This is a genomic window from Ekhidna sp. (assembly GCF_965227465.1).
GTDB lineage: Bacteria > Bacteroidota > Bacteroidia > Cytophagales > Cyclobacteriaceae > Ekhidna.
Map to the genome: position 1 here is coordinate 2,272,980 of NZ_OZ245746.1, position 23,043 is coordinate 2,296,022.

Sequence of the window (23,043 nt, forward strand, 5' to 3'; positions counted from 1 at the left end):
ATGTTTATTTTTACTGATTAGGAGGTGTTCCCGGTCCAATAGAAGATTCGCGAAACCAAACTTCGGTATAGCTTCCATTTGCATACTGTGCTTCCACATCTCCATTATACGTATTTGCTCCGGTACTCCAAACCATATTCGTCTCAGGATCTCTCCCGTTGGTTTGATTGTATGCGCCCTGCTTGAAAAACTGTGTTTCACCTGCATATGCATTTGATCTTTCTATGCCATCTTGCCCGATAGTTACAAATAGATTCATTGTTTGCTCAGGTATATCTTCTTTGCTTTGAAAATCTGATACCAACAGGTTTTTGGTAAATGTTTTTGTTTCGTGCCCTTCGCTCATGAAAGTGAGGTACATCATCCCATCATAGACATTTATCTCATAGCTAAACTCCTCTCCTAGTTCGATCCCATCTTCCGGCTCAGCTGGATAAGAAGCTGAATCTGAACCAACCACTGACATATCATATCCCCATATCGCCGTTGAAAAATCCCATCTTCCTGAATTATCATCGCCATCGGTATTGATTTCATAGTTCCAAAAAACAGAACCTTTGGTATGACCTGGAAACTTCTTATAAAAGATTTTTAATGGTTCGTTTTTATGTCCATCAGCACTGTGAATTTGTCCTACTACTACCGAATGAGATGCAGCGACTCTTGCATCGCCGGAGGTGGAAACATGCATGACTTTTAGTGTGCCGGTAAGCTTTCCACCCTCTTTAGGCGTCCATCTTTGCTTTTGCCCAAGTTCCGTTCTGGTATTGTGAGAATTAGGGGAAGTAATCCCACCATTCGGTGCTTTATAAACGACCCAATCCTTGCCGTCATTCACATCATAGAAGTAGTCTTCATGTTCAAAGTTCTGCAGACTATCAACCAATTCTCCATTTCCCAAAAGAATCTTCCATTCATCCAGGTTAGCAATTACATCGCTAGGGAATTTTTGATTTGCGTCATCAGATTCTTCTGTTTTTTTGTTTGAATTACAGCTTACGCAGAAAGCAAGCAGTATTAAAAAATGTAGTCTTAGTAGCTTATCAATCATTTTCTTATCAATCATTTTTTAAAAAATATCCTTCATTAGACACAGCATCCTCACCGACTTGAATGGTGGCTTCTTTGAACCAAACCTCAGCGTAATTACCGGTTTCATACTGTTTTTGAATGTCTCCATCAAACGTCTCCGCACCTGAACACCAGATTGGGTTGACTTCCGGTGACTTTCCATTGGTCTGATTATATGACCCGAGTTTGAAGAATAGACCTTCTTCAGCATAGGCATTTTCTCGCTCCACTCCGCCCTGCCCAGCAGGCACAAACAGGTTTTGAGTTTGCAGTGGAATATCATCCGGAGTTGTGTATTCCGATTGAATCAAATTTTTAGTGAACGTTTTGGTTTCATGTCCTTCACTCGAAAAAGTCAGGTACATCAACCCATCCCGTACTTCGATCACATAACTAAATTCTTCACCTAGTTCAATTCCATCTACTGGTTCCTGCGGGTAGGTATTTTCCTCATCTCCTACCACAGAAAAGTCATGTCCCCAAACTGCCTGTGAGTAATCCCATCTTCCTGAATTATCGTCACCTTCGGTATTGATTTCGTAGTGCCAGAAAACAGAACCCTTAGTGTGACCGGGGAATTTCTTGTAAAATATTTTAAGGGGTTCATTCTCATGTCCATCGGCGCTATGAATCTGCCCCACCACTACCGCATGAGTAGCTGCCACTTGTGCATCTCCTGTTGCTGAAACGTTCATGACTTTGAGTGTGGCTGTCAATTTTGCATTGGACATTGGATACCATTTCTTCAATTGAGCTAATTCCGTTCTTGTGTTGTTCGAAGTTCCATGCGTATTTCCGGCGTTCGGTGCTTTGAAGACCACCCAATCTCCAGCTTCATCACTTGCTGTGAAAAAGAAATCATCATGCTCAAAGTCGATGGCTGGACCGGCATTTGAGCCATCTCCTAAGATTAAATTCCAATGATCAAAGAATGGGATGATGTTACTGGCGTAAGCATTTTTTGGAGCTTCCTCTTCACCTGTTTTAGTTGATGTTCCTGAACAGCTAGTTAGAACTAGAAATGTATAGAGAATGAAGCTCGTGGACAGAGAAGTGATATTTTTCATTTTCATTTTTGCCTATTACGGCACTTTAAACGTTTAGAAGCAAAGTAAGATGGTAAAAGACTCTAATCATCTGTTGTTGGGTATCCTAATTTTAGCTTTGTGAATTTCTCCTTGTTGGTTAACAAATGATATAATACAAATACCATCAAAATCCATTAACATACTAAATTCAGTTTTGGCCACATCTTCAGAAACCAATTTTCTACCTTGTAAATCATGGATTATCAATTGGGCAGGTAAGTCTTTTTGTTCCAAACCTCGTATCTCCATTATATGATTGATAAGCGTAATTTTGATTTTGTCATCTGCTCCATCAACGGCTAATGGTGGGTTGCCAGAATTACTCCAATCAAACCCCACATCTTCTTTGGCCAACGGGGTATTTGTTATATCAGATGTCGCTACTTCATCACAACCAATATCAGGAGATCCGTCTCTTTCCTGCCCATCAATATCAAATTGGACATAACCAACTGCTAGTGACTCTGCATCAGTAACGGCACTTGAACTGCTTGCTCGCCAGAGCCCATCAGTTAACTCCAGGCCTGGATCATCATTAACAATTCCCACATCACTGATCCCAATATTTCCAGTCATATAATTCGATTGGTAGGCCATGTTCAATGGGGTATCAGTATAGGTGACGGCACTACTTCCTGTCGTACTGATGGCAATATTGTTTGCAATGATACAATCCAATGGAGGTAATGTTCTTTCACTATCATTTCCTTCGCCTATAGCAAAGGGCTCTTTACATGAAACGATAGTGTTGTTGACGACCTCTGCATTTTTTACTTGGAAATATCTATTCAGAGGTGAATCCGGCACGCCATTCACCATGCTGATGGCAGCTCTGAACCCGCCACCATTTAAATCCTGAAAATAATTGTTATAGACCTTATGTCTCTCTCCGATGATCCGTACACCACCTGAAGATTTCCCATCTCCACCAAAGAAGTAATTACCATAGACCTCACAATCATTTCCATGCCTTAGTGTCAACGTGCCATCACTATTTCTGAAGGTGTTGTATCGGTAAATATTGAATCCTGATTTGTTCGAAATGATCTCAATTTCACCATCACAAGCCTCAAAAAGATTGTTTTCGACAATCGTTCGGGACTCTGACATGCTATTGGCACTTGTGCCAATACGAATGGTTTCACCTCCATTTCTACCTAAATCTGGAATGTTTGCAAAGTAGTTATGGTCTATTTGATGATGATTAGCCTGCCCAGTCAACCAGACTACCAGAAGTGCTCCCTCATGATTCTTCCCTTCGAAATGGCAGTGATCAACTCGATTGTTACTACCATAGATAGATACCCATTTATAATTAATGTCATCTGTTGCTGGATTGTAGTTAAGGATTCGACTATTAGTAAGTCTACAATTTTGAGCAAGTTCGCTGCTGCTCTTCCTAAACTCAACAACACCGTCTCCTGATGTATTGCCATTTTTAAAATCCAAATCTTGAACTACTAAATGTTCACCATAAATTTTCAACCTTGACGATCCGGTAAGGATGACTTCTCCAGGAGTCTGCGCCTTGAGTACTATGGGATTTTCAGGTTCACCGATTGCGTAAAAATTGAGTACCACATTCACCCACTCTCCATTTCTTAACATAATGGTATCCCCCGCCTTAGCATCTTCTACTGCCGCATCAAATTCCCCTAGAGTAGTCACTAACACTTGCTGGGCAACCGAAAAAAAATGGCCAAATATTACGATAAGTGTAAAAGTAAATCGGATCAAAGTATCTCTTAGGAACTGATCCTTATCAACCATTTTTTCATAGCGAGTGGTAATTACCATTTTCATCAAGAACGATTTTCACTGGACCCTGCAACTATGCGCATCTTTAATCTCAATCTAATGGTTACGAAAAGGCCAATCCTCCATTTATATCCACATTATTTCCTGTCATGAAGCTGGACTCGTCACTTGCCAGATAGGCCACTAAATCTGCTACCTCTTCTGCTTTCCCCTCACGTCTTAGAGGAGTGTTTCCAGCTACTTTTTTTCTCACTTCATCCTTTGTGAAATCATCATGAAACTTTGTAGCTATCATACCAGGGCAGACCGCATTAATTCGAATTCCTTGCGGACCAAATTCTTTAGCCCAGTTTCGAGTCAAAGTCATGACCGCTCCTTTAGAAGAAGCATACATTGCAGAACCGGGACCACCTCCATCACGTCCGGCCTGAGATGCCACATTGACAATGGATCCTCCCTTACCCATGAGGGCCTTGAATGCCTTGGTCACGAATACTGTTCCTTTCATGTTAACATCCATCACGAGGTTATAGAATTCCTCATCAATTTCTTCGACAGTTTTACGGGCAAAAAGACCACCCGCATTATTAACCAGGATATCCACCTGATCACCAAATGCTTCTTTGGTTTGAGCAACCATGCTGTCTATGTCAGCCTGTTTCGTCACATCAGCTTGCACCGCGATGGCTTCACCACCTTCAGCTTTAATGGCAGCAAGCGTATCTTCACTAGCCTTCTTGCTGCCATGATAGTTGACTACCACTTTAGCTCCTTCTTGGGCCAATTTGATACAGATTGCCTGCCCGATATCTCGTGCTCCGCCTGTGACTACAGCTACTTTTCCTCTCAGTTTCATTAGATCAGGTTTTAATATTTCTAAATTCCTAATGCCTGACCACCACCGATTTGTACGGTTTCAGCAGTCATAAAAGATGCGTCCTTGCTTGCCAAGAATGATACTACACCTGCTACCTCTTCGGGTTGACCTAATCTTCCAAGCATGATGTTATTTTTCCATGATGCAAAGACTTCTGGTTTTGTTTGCTTGATCTGAGCATGAAATGGTGTGTCAATGGTTCCAGGTGAGACCGCATTAACTCTGATTCCATATTCTGCTAAATCTTTTGCCAGTGCTCTTGTGATCGCATGAACTCCCGCTTTCGAGGTTCCATAAATCCCAGCTCCAGGGCCTCCGGCATTCCATCCTGCATTAGAAGTGTAGTTAATGATCGTCGCATCTTCTCCTTTCTTGAGATATGGTATAGCCGCTCTGGAAGTAAAAAACACAGAATCAAGGTTCAGGGCCATGACCTTTCGATAAAACTCGGTAGTCATTTCTTCGAATCGGGATCTACCCCCAAGGCCTCCGGCATTATTTACCAAAACATCTATTCTACCATATTTTTCACCTATGGCTTTAATATTTGAATTTACCTCCTCTTCGTTGGTAACATCAAAACCATGGTACTCAGCATTGATTCCTTCTTTTGAAAGTTCTTCCACTCTTTCTGCTCCAGCTTCGTCTTCAATACCATTTAGAATAACAGTGTAGCCATCATGTCCCAGTCTTTTTGCAACCTCAAAACCAATACCACCTGTTGCCCCTGTTACTATAGCTACTTTATTTTCAGAATTATTTTTCATTTTCTATTCGGTTTTAAATTTTATTTCTAGCCAATAGGCTTAATTTCTTTTGCGAAAAAGTTGATTGACAGGTACCCAAGAGGTACAAAAACAGCAATCATTATAAAAATTGGAGTGTATGAGTAATTGTCAGTAATTACAGGAACAAGGAAGTTCATAATGATAACTGAAAAAATTCCAACTGTCCCTCCTAGTCCGGCTAAAGAGCCAACTGATTTACCACTAAATAAGTCACTAGGAATCGTTTGAATATTGGAGATTACAAATTGAAAACCGTAGAGAACTACTGCAACAATTCCAACGAATTTTTCAGGTGTATTACCATATAGAATTGTGGCTGCCATGCCCACAAACATGATGATACAGCCAAATAATATGGTTTTCTTTCTAGCCTGATCAACAGTTGCTCCCTTTATCATAAGTCTACCAGAATAGTAGCCTCCTGAAAGACTCCCGATAGCTGCTCCCACATAAGGTACCCAAGCAAAAAAGCCAATTTCTTTCACATTGAATCCGTATACATCTGCCAGGTAAATAGGCATCCAACCCACAAACAGCCACCAGATGGGCTCTACAAAGAACCTTGATGCCAAAACCGCCCATGATTCACGATGTGAAAGGATCTGCACCATACTTAGACCCGGCTTTTCAGACTCCTCATTCTTTTGCTCCATTCCGGATTTGATATAAGCTCTTTCTTCCTCAGTAATCCAAGGATGTTTCCCTGGAAGGGCTTTATTGAAAATTACCCATGGAATGACCCAAAGCAAGCCCAACATCCCAAGTAACACGAATGTCATCTCCCATCCGATTGCAACCCATACAATAGCAATAAGCGGTGGAGCCACAATTGAGCCCATTGCAGCACCAGAATTAAAGATTCCCTGGGCTAGAGCTCGTTCTTTGGATGGAAACCATTCCGCATTACTCTTAACAGCACCAGGCCAGTTTCCTGCTTCTCCTAATCCTAAAAGAACTCTGAAAAAGCTGAATGATACTACTCCTCTAGCAAAAGCGTGCAAAGCAGTAGCAAGTCCCCAGACCGTGATAGAAACAACAAAACCTAATTTAGTTCCGATTTTATCAAACATTTTACCCGAAACAGATTGCCCGACAGCATATGCTACCAAAAAGATGTTTAGGATAAGTGCATAATCGTTTTTGTCCATACCCAGATCACTCGAGATGTCCGGCCACATAATGGCCAAAGCTGAACGATCGATGTAGTTTATGATTGTGGCAAGACAAACGAGTCCAATAATCCACCATCTAAGCCCTGTTACTTTCATTTGATTAGGTTGTTTCTTTATTAATTTTTATCACTGAAATAAGAAGGACCTACCCCACTCAGGAAATCTTCCCTAACCGGACTAAATGTGTCGATCAGCATTCCCTCTTCCAAACAAACGGCGCTGTGCAAAAGATTAGGCTCTATATAGACACCATCTCCACCTTTCACAATTTGCTTGACTCCATCTATTTCGAATTCGAACTTACCAGATACACAGTAAGTTGCTTGCGTATGGAAGTGACTGTGGGGTGAACCAAGTGCTCCTTTTTCAAACTTTACCAAGACCATCATGATCTGATTATCGTATCCAAGGAATTTTCTGGAAACACCTCCCCCAAGCTCTTCCCATTCCATCCCCTCAGTTAAAATGTATTTCTCGCTTTTTCTATCCATTTTTTAGCGCGTTTTTTAAATAATTGACCTGGGTGGTGTCATTTACTTGACACCACCTCAGATACAATTACTACTATTATGAGAAAACAATTTCCTTATTATCTATACTTGAAACTTTAAACTAGCTCTTCAAGTAGTGCTAATTAAAATCCCGGAGTATCTATCACTACATCAGTAATCCATACCTCATTATCAGACGTCACCGTATTAGTCGGAACAAAATAGAAGATGACAAATTTTTGATCTGTAGAAGTCAAAATATCTGCAGTACTTTCATCCACTCTACTCTGAGGAAAACTAAATGTCGAATTAACTGTAAAGTCAAATGATACTTGCTGCCACGTATTGATTGCAGTAGCTGTGACAGGTACAGAGGTAATTAGAGATGCCGCCAAATCGGTTTCATCTGCAGGCTCACTATGTAGTATGTAGAAAGTTCCTTCTACATCAGTTACTGGAGTTGTTTCTGATTTCACAAAAGCGGAAATCGTATATTCAACACCCTCCTCAACCTCAAAAGGTTGATAGGCTCTTTCGCCCGGACTATCAAACTTAAGTGACCTGCCTGATGTTCCGCCGGCAGACTGAGCATTTGTGCTTGAAGAACTGGCTTTATCAGTTGATGCACCTGTAATGTTAGCAGGGTCTGAAACCCAACCTTCCAGCGCATCGTTTCTCCAAAAATTAAATGGAGTATCAGATCCATCATTGAACGTATTATCCGGATCTATCGTCCATGCATCAACTAGATCATTATTATTATTCTCAGCTGTTGGATATGTCTGAAAGTCCGCATTCTGTAAAACTGCTGCAAAAGTTGCTCCACCTGATGGGTCAAAAACTGTAATAGTTTCACTTGATGTTATACTACCGGAAACATTTGTTGTAGTAAGCACTACAGTGTAAGCTCCAGCACTCGCATATGTATGAGTTGGAGACTTATCTGTCGAAGTACTTCCATCTCCAAAATCCCATTCGAATGACGCAGAATTTGTGGAAGTGTTAGTAAAAGTATATTCCAAGAAATTTCCTGCAGTTGCCTCAGAATCAAATGCTGCGTTAGGGGCTGTTGCATCACCTGTTGCAAGAACCTTCACATTATCGATCCACGCATCATCAGGAGCTACTGAGTAAAACATCACAGCTACTTCACCACTTTCATTAGATGTAAATGGGATTTGAACAAACGTACCATAATCATTGGGTGTAGTATTAAACTTTCCTTCAGCATAATAGCCCAGGTGACTACCTAAATTATCAGAGGCATTGCTCACCGCATCCGCTCCATCTATGTAATGGCTGTTCAGAACCAGTCCAACTAGGTGTCTGCCCCCGACTATCTCATCATTATCATCATCAATTGCATATTGATATTCCAGCACATAATCAGTGTTCGGAGTTAAGTTCAGTGCTTGATATGCATATCTTGAACTTGGGCTAGCTAATTGACCAGCAGACTGACTTGATGACCATTTTGCTCCTCTGGTTTTATCCCCTGTGTCATTTCCGTTGTAATCGAAATCAGAACCATCACTACTAGAACCAAATGGGTTGGTTTCCCCATCAGTGAAAGTGGTAAACCTCCATTGACTGGTGGCATATGTGCCTGTGATTTCAAAATCACCGTTTAAAATGGTTGAGCCGGTCTCTTTATACAGGTAAACATTGTCTACATATATACTAGCATGATCGTTGGCCGTTCCTCCAGTTCCTAACTCAAATTGAATTTCATCAATTGCGCTAACCGATGAAGAAAAACCTGTACCTAAGTCTAAATCAAAACCAGTCCAGCTACCATCAGTAAGCGCTAAACCATCCACTACGTAACTTTCAGAAGCATCCGTATTTATTAAAGTCACTTTTAGAATATCAACACCTTCTGAAAAAACAGAATTCACATCAAAGTGAATATGAGTAGCTGCAATGCCATCTCCGAATGCAGCTGAAGGATCTATAGTAGCAACTGAAAGAACTCCCGCATCGCTTCCCAGTCGGGAAAATCGAAGTAGGTTTTCATCATCAACTGTTAAAGCAACACCTCCAGAAGCTGTTTCTCCCCATCTATATTCCAACAGTTCTCCATCTTGCTCTAAACCATCTGTATATAGTGCAAAAACATTTGAAATACTCCCTGTTGGAGAATCAGCAACTGTTGTTATGGCACCTTCAGGTACATGAACCACTGTCACTTCATTTGAACGTGAAACAGAAGGTAAACCCTGATCTGATTGAGCTGTTACGGTAATCGTGTATGTAACTTCCTCATTTTCATTTGGATAATCGTAGGTGGCAGAACCTCCTTGTTCGCTAATGTTTAGTACATCAGAATCGCTTGTAGGATCACCAAAGTCAACCACATAAGATGTGGCACCAATGGACAAAGGAGTAACGGTAACAATTGTCCCATCCCCTTCTGCTGCTGCTTCAAAGCTCGATAAGATGATCCCTGTAAGACCGCTAGGATTCGGATTATCATCCTTTCCACACGATATAATGAGACCAGCCATCAGCAAAGCACCTATTCCTTTTTTTATAAAATTCATAATATTATAATCTTTATAGTTTGTTAATTATTGATGTCCAGACGATTAGTCTGCAGGATATATTTTAACATTATCCACGTAAACATCAACAGGAGTAATTGCTGACAGCATTATGGAAACCAAACCACTTTCAGGAGCGGTAAACTCTCCGGTAACTACTGTAAAGTTTCCTTTTCCTTTTCTTTCGGAAACTTCTATGTGCAGGAGACTGGTTCCTCCGCCTCTGTCAGTCTGCTGATATGCTTCAAATCCATCTGTATAATGACCCGCAACAATATCAGCAATAACGATTCTTCCTTCAGGAGGATCAGTTGCAATATCATCTTTGATTGCATACTCAAATTCAAGGATATACTCGACGTTACGCTCAACTGAGGAAGGAGACACAACCACTGGTTGATATGCAACTCTTGTATTTGAAGATGCTAAACTTCCTACTGATCTGGTTGCATTCCATTTTGCGCCTCTTGTTTTAGAGCCATTATCAGTTCCATCATACAGGGTATTGGATCCATCGGAACTTGACTCAAAGCCGTTATTGTTCCATCCATTAGAAAATGAAATTTTCCAGTTATCGCTACCACTTTCAAAATCTCCATTTATAACATCTACTGGAAGTGGTACAAATTCATCAATCACGTCGATTTCAACATCCACAGTATTAGATGCATCGTTAGCATCAAGAGCAGTCAAGCTTACCGAATAGGTTCCTTCTCCAGCTTCAAATTTTGCATAGGTATTTTCAGCTGTTGTGGTAGTCTCAGTACCACAAACAATTTCCCCATTTTCATCTTCCACACACACCACTCCATCTGGGCCAAAGTTCCAGATGTATTCGGTAGCCTCTGAGGAAGTGTTGGTAAATCTGATCACCCTGAAATCTTCCGCAGTTGGTATGAACTCAAAGCTCGCTGAAGGTGGAGTCTCATCCGGTATTGAGCCCGGTTCAGGTAGTTCCGGTCTAAACTCACAGCTTACAAAAACTGCTGTAAAAATCATTAAGGTTAATCTTAATGTTTTACTGATATTTTTAATAGTATTTTTCATAACTCTATTATTTAAATATTAATAACCAAGATTCTGAGTAAGTAAGCCTCCACTTAGGTTTATTTCCCGTTGTGGAATTGGCAAGAATCTGGCGTTGTTTATATCCCACACATACCCCATCTCATCTGCATGAGCTGAGAGTACATTTTCAAATTCACCAAATCTCTTCAAATCAAAGTAGCGTTGATTTTCGAATGCTAACTCTACCCTTCTTTCAGTCATTAAATCATCTTTCGTAACTGAGGTCACTGCTGTCGTCAAACCCGCTCTATTTCTAACTGCCTGAAAAGATGCTAATGCATCAGGGTCAACAGTTGCTGGTGCACCAGCCATCGTTGCTTCAACGTGTAGTAACAATACATCTGCATAACGAAGCGCTATATAGTCGTTACCGGCATTTCGCCCTACTCCGTAATCGATATTTCCTGGTGCTATGACTGTGCCTTCAGGGAAAAATTTAGCTACCTCGTTCTCAGTATTATCGAGTTCTCCATTGATATCAGTAATAGAGACGGCAGTCCTATTGCCTCCAATCGCCACAAAATCATTGTACAAGTTTTCATTGACAATGTTTTGACCATCTTCTCTTCCAGCACGAACGAAAGATGTAAACTCAGCAGAAAAACCTTGGCTTTCTTCAGCATTACTTGCTTGGTACTGAATCGCAAAGATGATTTCATTATTCAATTCTGAATAAAACACATCATTATAGTTAGACATTAAGCTATAACCTCCGGAGGCAATGATGTCTTCACATAAAATTTCGGCACCAGAATAGTTAGGTGTCGCTTGTGATAAATACACTTTTGCTAAAATCCCCTGCGCTGCTGCTTTCGAAGCTCTGGATTTATGTGAATTATCCAAAACATCAACTGCTTCTTGTAAATCAGCTATGATTTGACCGTAAACTTCAGCTGCTGCAATCCTGGTAAAAAGAGCAGCTTCATTTGTAGGATCGATTGGTTCTGTTACCAGAGGTACGTCACCATACAATCTTACCAATTTGAAATAAGCATATGCTCGTAAAAACTTTGCTTCAGCTGTGTACCGTGCTTGATTACTTTGATCTGCAACACCAATATAAGTAAGGATATTATTGGCTCTGAATATAACCTCATACATGGATTGATAGAAGTCTTCAGACTCAACGTTGACCGCTTCCACCACATACCTGTGAAAATCAGACTTAGAGCCCTCTAATGTTGCGTTTCTCGTATTATCTGTACGATGCTCAGTCAAAAGATGCTCGAATTGAACACCTCTATTGGCCCTACCAATATTCGTTTCCGTACTCTCGTTCGTTCCCTGCAGGGCATCATAAACGCCATAAATACCAGCTAGAATGTCATCATCAGATGCAAAAAATGATTCAACTGAAACTGCCGTATCTGGCAGAGGGTTTAAAAAATCATCTCCACAAGAGGTGAAAGTCGTAGCTACAATGGCTAATGCTATATATTTTAACTTCTTCATGATTAAATTCTTTTTTAAATTAAAAGTCAACATTTAGACCTAATGTGAATGTTCTAAATAGCGGCGTACCTGCTCGCTGAGATCCATAAGCTCTCGGATTGGTACCATCTATGTGTTCTGGGTTGAATCCATGATAATCAGAAGCTGTTTTGTAAATCAAATTCTGACCAGATGCATAAACCCTAAGTCCGGTTACTCCGATTTTCGTAGTTAATTTAGCCGGCATGTTATATCCAATAATCACGTTTCTTAAGGAGACATAATCTGCACTGGCAATAACTTCACTAGTGAGTACTTTTTCCTGTATGAAAGACTCATGAGGAACCAAGCCATCCACCACTGCTTGTTCAGCACCTCCGGATCGCGTACTGTTTCCAAACCAATTATAGAAGTATTGGTCGCCAATATTATTTACCTGAGCTCCAAAGCTACCCTGGACCATAAATGATAAATCAAAGTCCTTATAAGTAAATTCATTGGTTATGCTGGCAAGTAAATCCGGATAAGGATCTCCTAGAATAGTTTTGTCATCTTCGGTGATTCTACCATCTCCATTCAGGTCTCGAACGATAACATCCTCAGCCTGACCATTGATCCTGTTCCAAGGTCTATCAACATAGGCAACCCTAAATTCAGCATCGTTATACTTATCAGTATCAACCACGTATCCATAGAAAGAAGATATGGGATTGCCTATTTTGTTAATCCACTGTGAATTTCTACCATATGTATCTTGTATCAATGCTCCATCTGAATCACCAAATGCTAGCAACTCATTCTGATTTGTTGAGCTGATCAATGTTGTACTCCATTTGAAACCATTTTGATTCATGTTTATGGTTCTCACCTCCAATTCCCAGCCTTGATTTCTTACTTCACCAAGATTCACTATACCTGAAGTAAATCCTGTGACATAAGAAACCGGATTCTCTAATAGCAAACTCTCACTTGTTCTAGAATAAAAATCCAAAGATCCGGAGAATCTATTTTCTAAAAATCCAAAATCTACTCCTGGATTAAATTCTCTAGATGCTTCCCATTGTAAAACAGAGTTGGCAATGTTTAGAGGTGAAACTCCATTTACTACCTGACCATCGATGATCGCATTGGTATTATCCAATAAGGCCAGATATGGCCACCTATTCACCACATCGTTACCCACGCTAAACCGCTCTGATCCTGTTTCTCCGTAGCTAACACGCAGCTTCAGATTACTAACAATATTGTTTCCTGATAAGAAGTCCTCATCAGAAACATTCCATCCTACTGATACAGCTGGGAAATTTCCGTATTTAGAGTTCGGACCAAAAACAGAACTACCATCTCGTCTGAATGAGGCATTGAACAAATACTTGCCGGCATATACATAGTTTATTCTGGCGAAGTAACCAACCTTATTATACTGACTATTAATCTCTGCAGGTTCAGTGATCAGTGTAGCTCCTTCTAAGTTTTTAAGCAAATCATTTGTATAGCCAACTCCTGTGACCTCACTGATATTATTTCTTCTTTGCTGAATCGTAACACCAGCAAGAGTTGCGAATTCATGATCACCAATAGTTTTATTATAATTCAATGTGTTATCAGATATTATTCTTGTTCTGAATCTGTTTTGCAGATAATACTGTGACCTACTCGCACCCGCCGCATGGTAATTAGTACCATCCCATCTTTCGCGTTTTCTTTGCTCTATAGTAGTTGCTAATGAGGTTTTAGCTGTAAGCCCCTCTATAATATCCACACTTAAATAGGTGGAACCAAAGAGATTGGTTTCGTACTCCCAATGTTCTCTTTCCACATACTGTTGATAGGGATTTGAGTCACCAGAGGTACGTGGGCGCGTATCGCTTCCATCACCATCAAAGTCTAGTTCAATCAAGTGATTTTCCCAGAAATAATCACCTACTCCTACGTCAGGGTATGATCCCCTATTGATTAATTGAAGGGTCTCTTCTGTGTGATAAATAGGCAACCATGGTGATTGCCGCGTAGGATTATGTATAGATGTTGGTAAACGTCTTTGAGCTGAGTATGATGGATTCATGTTAATACCAAATGTCACTCTGTCATTAACCTTTGAATCTACTTTTATCCGCCCACTGTAAAACTTGTAATCATCAGTAATGACAACCCCCTCATCATGTAGATATCTCAAAGAACCACTAAATGTTGTTCTATCATTGCCTCCTCTAGCGGATAATGAATGACTTTGAATATTTCCTCCCTCGAAGAAAACATCTTGCCAGTCTCTATCAATTCCAGTTAAAGCAACAATTCTTTGCATATACTGAGATTCTTCACTTAGCTCTCCAGTTTGCGCTTGTTCGAAAGCAAGCCAGTCAGATACACTTTTTCTGTAATCATCACTACCGTGTGCTTCTTTTCTACCTATATAGGTTTGATAGCTAAACTTTGTTTTTCCGCTCTTACCACTTTTAGTAGTGATCAGGATAACACCATTGGAACCTTCGCTACCGTATATGGCAGCTGATGCAGCATCTTTTAATACTTCAAAAGATGCAATGTCATTCATATCCAAATTCGAAAGGAAATCTGAGTTTACTACGATACCATCAACTACTACTGCAGGACCCGAGTCAGCTGTAACTGATCCAACTCCCCTAATGGTGATGGTAGGAGCACCACCAGCTTCTGCATTGGTTGCTTGAATATTAACACCAGAAACTTGTCCTATAAGGGCATCATCAACTCTGGAAACAGCTAATTGATCGAGTTTCTTGTTTTCTACTTTTGAAATAGCACCAGTAAGGTGAGATTTCTTCTGGGTACCGTACCCAACTACCACAACTTCCTCTAATTCTTCAAGATCCTCTTGAAGGGTAACATCGATTGTGGTTCGATCACCTACCGTTATTTCCTGGCTCTTAAATCCAACAAACGTATAAACTAAAACGGCATTTGACCCAACTGAAACGGTATAGGAACCATCTACGTTTGTAATGGCCCCATTAGCTGTTCCTTTTTCAAGGACCGTTACACCCGGTATTCCTTCTCCATTCTCATCGGCAACTGTTCCTGACACTGAATTTTGTGCCCAGGATACCGCCGAAGTGCAAAGAACCAAAACCAAAATGAGAACCGCTCTCATCCTTGATTTTAATTCTACAGATTGTAAAATACTTTTCATTATTAAGGTTTTTAATTAATTATTTGATAATTACTAAATGATTGCAAGTGGAACGGGAGCCTTACGAGAGTTGCAATGATCTTGCTTTAAGCAGGTGCTTTACATAGTTTTGCAGCAATCGAGGGGGCCTGAGATAAATACCGATCGCCAAATTGATATTTCATTTTTTGCTCCACTCAAATTGGTAGGATCAGCCCTTGGCTGGTCCTCTTTTTTTATCTTGTATTAAATCCACACATAGTTTTTTTTGAATTAGGTTGTTAATGATCCATTTCCGTTTAGCTGAATACCATCTTTTAATGTTTTGACGTATTCACTTATTTCCCTTAAATGCTCCTTTATCGCTTCTCCAGCCTTATCAGGATTTCTATCTACAATGTGTTGTAAAAGTTGCTCGTGATGCTCCACGGCCAGTTCAGCTCTGCCCTCCCCACATACATTATGCTTTTTGAAATATTGCATTATGTCGGGAGTAATAATTAACATGAGGGAATTAAGGACTGAATTCTTGCCTGCCTCAGCAATTTTGAGATGAAAGAGCAAATCTTCCTCTATTGCGTCTTGATTATGCTCTATCTTCACCCGATGAGCATTCAACGCATGCTTTATTTCGATAATATCTTCGTCTGATCTGTTTTGAGCTGCTAGTTGCGCGATGTTGGTCTCGAGTATCACCCTTGTTTCTACCAACGATTTAAAATCTCTTCCCTGAAGCCCAAGCATATCGGTAATGAGACCTTCTAATGCCGGTATACCCATCCCTGCTACTACTGTTCCGCTTTGTGGACGTGTTTTAAGGATACCGTAGAATTCAAGCTTTTGGAGTGCTTCTCTAAGATGTGTACGGCCAACTCCTAATTTCTCACTCAATTTCCGCTCTGAAGGCAAACGATCGCCTGCTTTTAACTGGCCGGATGTTATCAAATCCCTGATTTGTCTGATAATCTTATCAACCGGAGATTCAACTTCTATTTGAGAGAAATTATTAAGTATTTCCATTTGAAACTATCTAATTGGTCGACCAATTTATGGTGTACCAATTAAAATTCCAAAAATATCTATCATTTTGTTATTAAATTCCTAATTAGAAGGGGGTGGCAATAGGATGTTTTAATGAATTTGTAATCAGCAGATAAAGCTGTAGAACAGCAAAGTACCTTTACAATAAGGTGCTTATTTTATGGACTTGGTGTAGGAGTGTGTTCTTTGTAGCTTTTATGAACTTGTAATTCTTATAAACCTTTTGATAGAAAGCTTGTAAACAAAAAAAAACCACTCGAATGAGTGGCTTTAAGCAGTCCCTAGGAGATCGATTCATTTTCAGAACATTACAAATTCCCCAACATCATCCCTGCAAAAGTCAAAGCCAGGAAAAATCCAAACATGTCGGTGACTGTTGTTAAGATTGGTCCGGAAGCGAGTGCTGGATCAACATTCATACGTTTTAAAATCAGGGGGATTGTACCACCGAGAGATACAGCAACCACCGTATTGATTGAAAGAGCGCCTCCTACTACTAATCCAAGATAAATATTCCCTTGCCATAGCCATGCAGCCACTCCAATAAGTGTTCCCAGTACCAGCCCATTCAATAGCCCTACGGATATCTCCTGTATCCAAACTCGTGTTACCTCGAAAGGACGAACAACACCAAGTGAAAGCTCTCTTAAACTTACCGCCACAGCCTGATTACCTGAACATCCACTCATATCAGATATGATGGGTAAGAAAACAGCAAGGGCAATAACAGCCGAAAGTGTATCCTGATAGAACGCTATTATGCTTGCTGCAGCAATATTAAGTAGTATGTTGACGCTCAACCATGAAAGTCTTCTTCTAGCTCTTAACCACACGGACATGGTTCTTAGTTCTTCCCCTCCTACTATTCCTTGTGTTTCAAGATGCTCGACATTTTCTTGCTCTGCTTGAGCTTCTCTTAAATCCTTGCGTAGAACTACTCCTTTAAGTTGTAATCGGTCGTCTACAACTGGTACGCCATAGAAATCATTAGTGTCAAAAAACTTAATTATATCTTCTTGCGAGTCCCTATCCTTTACTGTCAGGGCATTTCTAAGCACTATTTCCGAGAGAAGAACGGTAGGTTTTGATAATAATAAAGTTCGCATATTTAGCACACCCGAAAACTGTCCTTTGTGTGTTACATAGATGTATTGTAGGTTGTACTTTTCGTATTTTTCTGCATTTGATTGTAAGTCTTTTACTACTTCTCCGACAGTGACCTCTTCCTTAAAGGAGAGGAATTCTGTCACCATTAATCCACCAGCGGAATCATCTTCATATTGAATGAGTTCCCGAATGTTTTTAGCCTCGTTTTCAGGCATTTCCAGCATAATAGCTGCTGCGCCTTGCTCGGACATTTCACCTAAAAAATCAGCCTGTTCATCACTTGGAAGTTCTGCTATGATTGCAGCAGCATCCTTGCTGTTCATGTCTTTGATGAGCTCGATTGCCTGAACCCAGGGTAAATCTTCTATTAATTCAGCGGCATCTTCAGGAGTTAATAGAGATAACAACTTTAGTCTTTGTGCCTCACTAAGGTGGCTGACTACTCCTACAATATCTTCTGCTCCCAGAAGATCCAGATACTTCTTAATTTCATCTATTGACTCTGTCTCTAAATGCTCTTTGAGAATTTCCCAGGGTTTTATTTCTTGTATCATAGCGAAGGTTTTTAAGAATCCAAACATAAGAATCCTTACTAAAGAACTAGTTGATCAAGTAGTCTTTGCTAAAAAAAACGTCTACTCTTGATAGGAGACGGAAAAGCTGGAATCAACTTTTTTTGTCTTTAAGATTGCCTCAATTAGACTTGATCTATATGCTCTAATGACTCAGTAAATGTGAGGTAGTAGCCATTGACATCTCTTACGGTAAACTGCTTCATGCCTTGAGGTGTGTCTTTCAATGGAACAACTACATCTAAAGATGAGTAGAGGTGATTGTAGAATTCGCTTATGCCTGTGACCATAATGACTAGTGTAAGTCCTCCTGCCGGATCATCGTGACGCAATTCAGGTATCTCCTTTTTAAGGCTTTTTTCACTTTGAAACATAATCTCTACATCTCCTTTTCTCACTTTGGCTCTCCTCAATTCTTCATCACCAGCCTCCGGCCAGGTGCTCACTGTGTCAAAGCCCAGAACTCCATGATAGTAGTTGAGCGTAAAGGAAATATCCTCTACCATCAAATTGGGGATAAGCTTTTCTAATTTCATATTGTATAATTTTATTTAAATGGATGTATAAACTATTACTTGGACTAATAATTCTTTAGAAGTCACATATTCACATTAATTCGATGCTGTTTTGCCAATAACAAAAAAGGCCTCCACTATGGGAGACCCTATCACCACCTAATCACCTTCTTTAAATACCTCTATTAAATCTCTTTAAAGGTGTTATCAATAATTAAGTCACTTTGTACTTTAGACTAACCATACCCAGAAAGTCACATTAAAGATTTATTGAATCTTTCCTTGCTTTAACTTCTAAAATGATTGCGCCGATTCTGTCAAAATACCTGGATTTTAATTCGTCACTTATACTCTCATTTTGCACAAGATTTACGAGTACATTAAGGTTAGTAAACTTCATTCTATTTGATTTCTCGACTTTTAAAGTATGAATCCATTCCATGCAATTATTCTTCACTCAAAAACTCGCAATTTGTATCAAAGATGAGCTTAGTGAAGACTACATTCCCCTCCAAATCCATATCCTCATCCCCTTCCCTATCCATATCCAGGTACTCTAGAGAGATTTGATACTCTTTAGTTTCTGGTGATTCCATCAAAATGGCTTCAAAAATTGATGCATCCATGTACTCATCGTCTACATAGTCAGTAATGCAGGTCATCAAATCATCGACCAACAGTTCGGTAACTGTTTCAATCCATTCTCCATCCTTTTGATAGCTGGACTTTTTCACAAGCTCACTCTCCTTATATAAAGCACTAAACACTCCATTATCCGAGCTCCAAGTAACATTTTCAGCCTTCTTATACCTGGACTCAAAGGATTTTAGGACATCAGAAGGCACATTTTGACTGGATCCGCATGCCGCAAACCCAAGTGCCAAGATTGTTAACAAGATTGTTTTCATTTTTTTATTAATTCTGACTGCTTTTTCGGCGGAAGTCACACGTATTGCAAGGAAGAATTTGCAAAATCCAACCCATAGAAAATAGTGTATCTGACTCTTAAATGATACTAAAAGGGCGGTTTTAAAGCCATTTTCGTCGTTTGAAATAAATCAAAGACCCTATGAAAACCAGTCCCATTATGCCCAAAATGACGAAATATCCGTTCCTGAATTTCAACTCTGGCATATACTCAAAATTCATCCCGTAAATGCCTGCAATGAAGGTGAGTGGAATGAAGATGGTAGCAACCGTGGTTAGCACCTTCATGGTTTCATTCATTTTTTGACTTAGGGACGAAAAATAGATATTGGTTAAACTTTCTAACGAGTGAGTAGTTGACTCAATCTCTTCAATCACACTATTGCAACTATTCATTAGTTCATGAAAGTAGGTGTTGTTCTGTTTACTGATAAAGGGTGTTTTTCTGTTGGCTATTACTCTAAGTGAATCTTTAAATGGATTGAGTGATTTTTTTATCATCTCTGTCGTTTGCTTCATTTGTTCAAGTTTTACCAATGAATCCTGAGTGGGGTTGGTTAAAATAATACTCTCCAACAGTTTGACCTCTTGATTAATCTGCTCTATTATTTCAAAATAGTTGTCCAGATTAGCATCCAGTAATTGGTAGAGAAGAAATTCTGCAGGTTTCTTACGAACAAGACCCAACTTTTCGGTAATCTTATTTCGAATATGATCGAAATAATCCCCAAGCTGTTCTTGAAATGAAATAACATAGTTATCGCCCAAAATGAATGACATTTGCTCAATCTGAAGATTTCCATCATTATCCTTCAAAATGGACTTCACACTAAAAAACAGATAATGCTCATACTCTTCTACCTTGGGACGTAAGGTTGTATCTAAAATCTGACGAACCGTAATCCTATCTAAATTTAGTGTCTCTCCAATATCTTGAATCCAGTCAACCTCATGCAACCCATGAAAATTCAACCAGTAGACTTTGCTTTCCTTGCGTGTTTTAAGAAAATCGAAGGTTTGTGGATTTAGGCTACTTTTAGACCCTTCGCTATTAAATTCGTAGAGCTGAGTTTGAACTTCTTCAACTTTTTTGGTCCCAATAAATGTAATTTCTCCTTTGGTCTTGCCTTCCTTCTTCTGCGCTGAGTATAAATCTAAAGGAAGGGTGACTAGTGACTTCAACCCGAACAACCCTGATAGTAACAATTTATCAGGACGTGTCAGGTCTATTTGGGTTATATCAAACTGTTTCTTCATTAACCACTGAAATTGTTATTCTTATTTTAGTTGCTCTTATCCCGTCTATTTCAAGGATTTCAGCATGAACTCCTTCATCCAGTTCTATCCTTTTGTTTAGTTCAAGCTTGTGTCCAACCTTTTCTACAATAAGTCCAGACATGGTATCTGCGTCTTCAGCATTAAGATTGAGCTTGAAGCGATCGTTCATATCTTCAATATGAACATCTCCATTAACAATGATTTTTCCATCTTTCTGCTCAACAATATCAGGCTCCTCAACATCAAATTCATCTTGCATACTACCTACTAGTTCTTCCAATAGATCTTCCAGGGTGACAATGCCTAAGACTGTTCCGTATTCGTCCTGAACAAAGGCAAGGTGTTGGTGAGCGCTTCTGAACTCTTGAAGCAATTTGCTAAGAAGAATATTTTCAGGAACCATCATGGAGGATCTTGCGACAGCTTTTAGCTCTATGTCATCATTCTGGCTGTACCCCACAATGTCCTTGATATGAATAACCCCAACAACTTTATCCAACGAGTCGTCACAAAGAGGGAAGCGAGTATGCCTGGATGCTTTTGCAAATTCAAGGTTCTCAAGAAATGAATCATTAATATCCAGAAATTCTACCTCATTTCTTGGCTTCATGATCTGCTTAGCTACTGTGTCGTCAAAACGGAAAACGGCATTGAGTAATCGGTGTTCATTTTTTGTCAATTCTCCTTTGGCATAGGCAATGCTCAAAGAAGCTTGAATTTCTTCTTCAGAAAGCGGGGTATCATGCTCGTCAGACTCTTCAATTCCTAACCACTTTAGAATTGTAATGGTAATTGCGTTTAGTACATACATGAAAGGATACAATATCATGTAAAATCCTTTAAGCAGAAGGGCTGAACCTAAGAAAACGGGCTCTGGCTTTCTGATTGCATAGATTTTTGGAACTTGCTCACCAATAACAATATGGAGAGCAGTGATTGTTGTAAAGGCAATAGTAAAGGCGATAGCATGAATCACATTTTCTGATTCAATGCCAAGGTCTTGGATTAGTGGTGTTATTAAATGAGCAATGGCTGGCTCACCGATCCAGCCAAGAGCTAATGACGCCATGGTGATGCCTAGCTGACAAGCTGAAAGTGCAAGGTTCTGTCTTTTGAAAAGCCACATGGCTGTAGTAGCAAAAGGCTGTTTTTCCTTTATCATTTTTTTGATCTTACTCTTCGTAAGCTTGACCAATGCAAATTCTGCAGCTACAAAAAAGCCGTTTAGTATAATAAAGACTACTGTCAGGCCAATTTTGATGCCGTCCATTGTATAATTAGGTTCTGTTTCTATCATAGTGCGTTTGTTAGATCCGAAAATGCTTCTGATGTATACGAAGTGACTTCATCCATTCCATGAAGCCAGTATTGAGATGAATAGATTGTAAAAAGGACACTATCTTTCTTTTCAACTTTTTCGTGTTGCCATATTATGCTCTCAGCTTCCGGGAATGGCCTTCCAGCAACTTGTTCATCAAAAAGTCTATTAATGATGGCATGGTTGTCCATTCCATTTGCAAGCAACCTTGTGAGGAGGGTTTTATCTGTTTCCTTTAAAAATTCAAGCTCAAAAGGATTTTTCGCAGTTACTTCAATGTTGCATTTTACGGCTTCAGCCTCAGGAAATTTATTTGGGAAGGCTGCATGCAACAATGAAGCGCATGCAAAGAGGTCTTTGTGCAAACGAATATCCTGATACTCTTCCCAGAGTTTTTCATCCATCATCTCCTGTGCCATGTTTTGGATTTGGCCCGATTTAAGATGATCTCCCAATCTATAGTGAAGTATTAATTCTGCTGCCTCATCAGCCTCAAATTCTTGCAATGAAAGCAAAGTATAATCTTTCAATTCATTTTCATCAATTTCATCCCAGTCCTCAAAATCGGCTAATTCAAGTACCTCTTTATAATCTTCAATTGTCCAACTATTCGGTAGTTCATTGATCTCATTCACCGATCGTACCGAAACATCAAATTTTGCTTTCATCTATGTGTGTTTAATGTTGAGACTTCTGGATACTGGTAAAGTCACATTAATAGTATCGCTCATTTCACCTTGTGACTTCTAATGGTCCTGCAAATGGTGATGCGGTAAAAGAAAAACAAGTGCTTGGCTACATTATCGCCCACAAATGGTTTTATGAAATAATGATACAATTATTCATTAGG

General features: G+C 39.7%; 18 protein-coding genes. All 18 read right to left on the reverse strand.

Annotated features, from left to right (window positions below):
- Positions 1 to 10 precede the first annotated feature (10 nt).
- The 18 genes from ACO05G_RS09985 to ACO05G_RS10070 all read right to left on the reverse strand — a co-directional run bounded on the left by ACO05G_RS09985 (position 11) and on the right by ACO05G_RS10070 (position 22,861).
- Positions 11 to 1,066, reverse strand: a complete 1,056-nt coding sequence (locus ACO05G_RS09985) for a polysaccharide lyase family 7 protein (protein WP_421762657.1) — start codon at positions 1,064 to 1,066, stop codon at positions 11 to 13.
- The gene (locus ACO05G_RS09990) at positions 1,059 to 2,138 is read right to left on the reverse strand and encodes a polysaccharide lyase family 7 protein (RefSeq protein ID WP_421762658.1); all 1,080 of its coding nucleotides are present in this window, start codon (positions 2,136 to 2,138) and stop codon (positions 1,059 to 1,061) included. Before ACO05G_RS09990 ends, ACO05G_RS09985 begins: the two co-directional genes overlap by 8 nt.
- Positions 2,139 to 2,204: 66 nt before the next feature.
- The gene (locus tag ACO05G_RS09995) at positions 2,205 to 3,962 is read right to left on the reverse strand and encodes a polysaccharide lyase 6 family protein (RefSeq protein ID WP_421762659.1); all 1,758 of its coding nucleotides are present in this window, start codon (positions 3,960 to 3,962) and stop codon (positions 2,205 to 2,207) included.
- Positions 3,963 to 4,020: 58 nt separating this feature from the next.
- The gene (locus ACO05G_RS10000; protein WP_421762660.1) at positions 4,021 to 4,773 is read right to left on the reverse strand and encodes an SDR family NAD(P)-dependent oxidoreductase; all 753 of its coding nucleotides are present in this window, start codon (positions 4,771 to 4,773) and stop codon (positions 4,021 to 4,023) included.
- Positions 4,774 to 4,793: 20 nt separating this feature from the next.
- On the reverse strand, positions 4,794 to 5,561 hold the full coding sequence (locus ACO05G_RS10005; RefSeq protein ID WP_348284335.1) for an SDR family NAD(P)-dependent oxidoreductase: 768 nt from the start codon (positions 5,559 to 5,561) through the stop codon (positions 4,794 to 4,796).
- A 26-nt stretch (positions 5,562 to 5,587) separates the two neighbouring features.
- Positions 5,588 to 6,850: an MFS transporter gene (locus ACO05G_RS10010; RefSeq protein WP_421762661.1), complete on the reverse strand. Its 1,263-nt coding sequence runs from the start codon at positions 6,848 to 6,850 to the stop codon at positions 5,588 to 5,590.
- A 20-nt stretch (positions 6,851 to 6,870) separates the two neighbouring features.
- Complete coding sequence (locus ACO05G_RS10015; RefSeq protein WP_348284333.1) at positions 6,871 to 7,245, reverse strand: cupin domain-containing protein; 375 nt, start codon at positions 7,243 to 7,245, stop codon at positions 6,871 to 6,873.
- A gap of 143 nt (positions 7,246 to 7,388) precedes the next feature.
- Positions 7,389 to 9,788, reverse strand: coding sequence for a PKD domain-containing protein (locus ACO05G_RS10020; protein WP_421762662.1), 2,400 nt, complete (start codon positions 9,786 to 9,788; stop codon positions 7,389 to 7,391).
- 45 nt (positions 9,789 to 9,833) lie between these two features.
- A complete protein-coding gene (locus ACO05G_RS10025) occupies positions 9,834 to 10,835 on the reverse strand; it encodes a hypothetical protein (RefSeq protein ID WP_421762663.1) in 1,002 nt (333 codons plus the stop codon).
- Positions 10,836 to 10,853: 18 nt separating this feature from the next.
- Positions 10,854 to 12,308, reverse strand: coding sequence for a RagB/SusD family nutrient uptake outer membrane protein (locus ACO05G_RS10030; protein WP_421762664.1), 1,455 nt, complete (start codon positions 12,306 to 12,308; stop codon positions 10,854 to 10,856).
- Positions 12,309 to 12,327: 19 nt separating this feature from the next.
- Positions 12,328 to 15,456 (reverse strand): SusC/RagA family TonB-linked outer membrane protein, encoded by a 3,129-nt coding sequence (locus ACO05G_RS10035; RefSeq protein WP_421762665.1) that lies wholly within the window; start codon positions 15,454 to 15,456, stop codon positions 12,328 to 12,330.
- Between the two features lie 252 nt (positions 15,457 to 15,708).
- The gene (locus ACO05G_RS10040) at positions 15,709 to 16,455 is read right to left on the reverse strand and encodes a FadR/GntR family transcriptional regulator (RefSeq protein ID WP_348284328.1); all 747 of its coding nucleotides are present in this window, start codon (positions 16,453 to 16,455) and stop codon (positions 15,709 to 15,711) included.
- 329 nt (positions 16,456 to 16,784) lie between these two features.
- On the reverse strand, positions 16,785 to 18,137 hold the full coding sequence (mgtE, locus tag ACO05G_RS10045; protein WP_421762666.1) for a magnesium transporter: 1,353 nt from the start codon (positions 18,135 to 18,137) through the stop codon (positions 16,785 to 16,787).
- 143 nt (positions 18,138 to 18,280) lie between these two features.
- Positions 18,281 to 18,691, reverse strand: a complete 411-nt coding sequence (locus ACO05G_RS10050; protein ID WP_421762667.1) for a VOC family protein — start codon at positions 18,689 to 18,691, stop codon at positions 18,281 to 18,283.
- Between the two features lie 425 nt (positions 18,692 to 19,116).
- Positions 19,117 to 19,578 carry a hypothetical protein gene (locus tag ACO05G_RS10055; protein WP_421762668.1) on the reverse strand — a complete coding sequence of 154 codons (462 nt, stop codon included), beginning with the start codon at positions 19,576 to 19,578 and terminating at the stop codon, positions 19,117 to 19,119.
- Between the two features lie 121 nt (positions 19,579 to 19,699).
- Positions 19,700 to 20,854 carry a magnesium/cobalt transporter CorA gene (gene corA / locus ACO05G_RS10060; RefSeq protein WP_421762669.1) on the reverse strand — a complete coding sequence of 385 codons (1,155 nt, stop codon included), beginning with the start codon at positions 20,852 to 20,854 and terminating at the stop codon, positions 19,700 to 19,702.
- Positions 20,838 to 22,172, reverse strand: a complete 1,335-nt coding sequence (locus ACO05G_RS10065) for a hemolysin family protein (protein ID WP_421762670.1) — start codon at positions 22,170 to 22,172, stop codon at positions 20,838 to 20,840. Before ACO05G_RS10065 ends, corA begins: the two co-directional genes overlap by 17 nt.
- Positions 22,169 to 22,861, reverse strand: a complete 693-nt coding sequence (locus ACO05G_RS10070) for a hypothetical protein (protein ID WP_421762671.1) — start codon at positions 22,859 to 22,861, stop codon at positions 22,169 to 22,171. Before ACO05G_RS10070 ends, ACO05G_RS10065 begins: the two co-directional genes overlap by 4 nt.
- Positions 22,862 to 23,043 lie beyond the last annotated feature (182 nt).